Annotated in this window: 3 protein-coding genes; all 3 read right to left on the reverse strand. The window is 62.6% G+C overall.

The window, feature by feature from the left end; genetic code table 11:
- Positions 1-113, reverse strand: a 113-nt coding sequence (locus DU29_RS1000000132030) for a LysR family transcriptional regulator (protein WP_152635607.1), incomplete at its 3' end; no start/stop codon positions are given.
- Positions 114-127: 14 nt separating this feature from the next.
- Positions 128-1750 carry an efflux transporter outer membrane subunit gene (locus tag DU29_RS0128535; RefSeq protein WP_236645670.1) on the reverse strand — a complete coding sequence of 541 codons (1623 nt, stop codon included), beginning with the start codon at positions 1748-1750 and terminating at the stop codon, positions 128-130.
- The coding region (locus tag DU29_RS0128540) for an efflux RND transporter permease subunit (RefSeq protein WP_152635608.1) at positions 1722-2571 on the reverse strand (850 nt) is incomplete at its 5' end. The genes DU29_RS0128540 and DU29_RS0128535, both read right to left, overlap by 29 nt.

Consider the following 2571-nt stretch of genomic DNA (forward strand, 5'->3'; position numbering starts at 1 on the left):
TCCTTGATAGTGCGCGACAGCGGTGACTGCTCGATGTGCAGCCTCTCCGCCGCGCGGGCGAAATGTAGTTCTTCGGCGACAGCGAGAAAGCAGCGTAAGTGTCGAATCTCCATTTCGCCTCCTGTTGTCAGTACAAAGGCCGTTTGAGAGTCGCAGCGTTGTAGCCGCTCATCTCACCGAGTTCATCCAGTTCAGGCCTGTCGCCGCTTTTGTGGCGCTGCGCGACTGCCTCGCCCTGCGGTCCGGGCAAGGCGTGTGACCAGCCGCCGGCCAGCGTCTTGTAGACCGCCACCAACGCCGTCGCCCTGCGGGTGGCGCTTTGTGCCAGCAAGTCTTCGGACTCCAAGCGTGAACGTTCGGCCTCCAGCACATCCAAAACATGGATGGCGCCGCCCTCAAATTGCAGGCGAGCCGTCTTGGCTGCCCGGCGGCTGGCCTCGGTCGCCTGTACCAGCATGGCGTTCTCGGTCTGCGCGCGCGATAGGCGTACCAGCGCGTTCTCGGTTTCTTCCATGGCGCGCAGCACCGTGCGCTCGTATACCGCCAAGTTTTCGGCAGTGGCTGAATTGGCCGCCGCGATGCGCGACCGCACCCGGCCCACGTCTAGGAAGGAACCACCCACACCGAGCGAGATCATTCGCGTTTCACTATCACGCTCGAACAACGAACCAAAGCCCAACGCCTGCGTGCCGATCAGCCCTCCCAACGTAAAGCGAGGGAACAGGTCTGCCATGGCTACGCCGATACGCGCAGTGGCCGCAGCCAGCCTACGTTCTGCCGCAGCCACATCGGGACGGCGACGCAGTAGATCGCCCGGTGCACCGGCGTTGATCTGGGCGGGCAGCTCAGGCAAGGCTGCGGGGTGATCCAGCACTTCGGCCATCGCCGCAGGCGTGCGGCCAGTGAGCACGGCAATGCGGTGGGCGGCCACAGCAGCCTCAGCTTCAAGCGGCGGAATGCGCGAGCGTGTCAGCGCCAATTGCGTGCGGGCGCGGTCGGCATCGAACGACGTGCCCCGGCCGTTCTCGAACAAGACCTCGATCAGCCGCAGCGTATCGGCTTGGTTGATTTCGTTGTCCCGCGCGACCTGTAATTGCACTTGCAAGCCGCGCAAGCGGAAATAGGCGTCGGTCAACTCGGCCACCATAGCCACTTGTACGCCCGCCAGGTCGGCTGCGCTGGCCTCGGTCTCGGCGCGCTGCGATTCCACGCTGCGCCGCACTCGGCCAAAGAAGTCCAATTCCCAGATCACGGATAGGCCAGCCGAATGCAGATCGTTATCCCGGTCGGAGCGGGACGCATCCGGTGCTTGTGCAGCACTGGCGCGCTGGGTACTGATTTCACCGGACGCGCCCAGCGTCGGATAGTAGTCTTGGCGACGTTCGCGCGACAGTGCGCTGGCTTGCTCGTAGCGCGACAGTGCTATGCGGATGTCGTGATTGGCGTGAAGAGCATTCTCCACCAAAGAGTGCAGCACCGGGTCATCCAGTTCCCGCCAGAATTGCGCATCGGCCTCCGGTACAAGCTGGGACACGGCAACGGGGTCTTGGCGGGCATACGTCACTGCCTGGGGCGCGGCAGGTGCCTTGTAATTCGGCCCTACTGCGCAAGCTGCCAGCGTCAACGCCACCAAAGGGAGCAGTACCAGATGTGGCATCCGACGTAGGCATGGTCGGATGCGGGATGGCGTTTGAAGCATGACGGAATCAGTCCTTGTGGAGTCAGACATGGGTGGCCTCCATGGCGACATTTGCCTGGCGACGTGGCTTGCGCGTCGCGAGCCTGCGTAACGCGACGTAGAAAACAGGAGTCAGGAATAAACCGAACAAGGTCACGCCGAGCATGCCGGCGAACACAGTCACTCCCATAACCTGGCGAATCTCCGCGCCTGCGCCGGAACCGACCATCAGCGGCACCACGCCAGCGATGAAGGCGATGGAAGTCATGATGATCGGGCGCAGACGAAGGCGTGATGCCTCCAGCGCGGCATCGAGGATGCTGTGCCCCTTGCGCTCAAGTTCACGGGCGAACTCCACGATCAGAATGGCATTCTTGGAGGCCAGACCAATCAGCACTATCAAGCCAATCTGCACGAAAATGTTGCTGTCACCACCCGCGAGCCACACGCCCGTCATGGCCGACAACAGGCTCATGGGCACGATCAGGATGACGGCCAGCGGCAACGTCCAGCTTTCGTACAGTGCCGCCAGCACCAGGAAGACCAACAGTACCGCCAGCGGGAACACCACCAGCGCGGTATTGCTTTGCGTGACCTGCTGGTAGCTGAGGTCGGTCCACTCCAGTTGCATGCCTGGCGGCAGCACCTTGTCTGCAATGGATTGCACTTGCTGCAATGCCTGCGATGACGACACCAGACGCGGATCTGACTCACCAATCAGGTCGGCAGATGGATAGCCGTTGAAGCGGATGACGGGATCGGGGCCGAATGTCTTGCGCACGTCCACCATGCTGCCGATGGGCACCATGTCGCCATTGGCGTTGCGGGTGCGCAGTTTGACCACGTCCTCGACAGAACTGCGGAACGGTGCGTCCGCCTGAGCCATCACCCGG

The organism is Pseudomonas sp. Ant30-3, assembly GCF_000690905.1.
In the GTDB taxonomy this organism is placed as follows: Bacteria; Pseudomonadota; Gammaproteobacteria; order Pseudomonadales; family Pseudomonadaceae; genus Aquipseudomonas.

Excerpts from the sequence above, each read along its gene's own strand:
- DU29_RS0128535 (WP_236645670.1), bottom strand. The coding sequence starts at position 1,750 with ATGTCGCCATGGAGGCCACCCATGTCTGACTCCACAAGGACTGATTCC.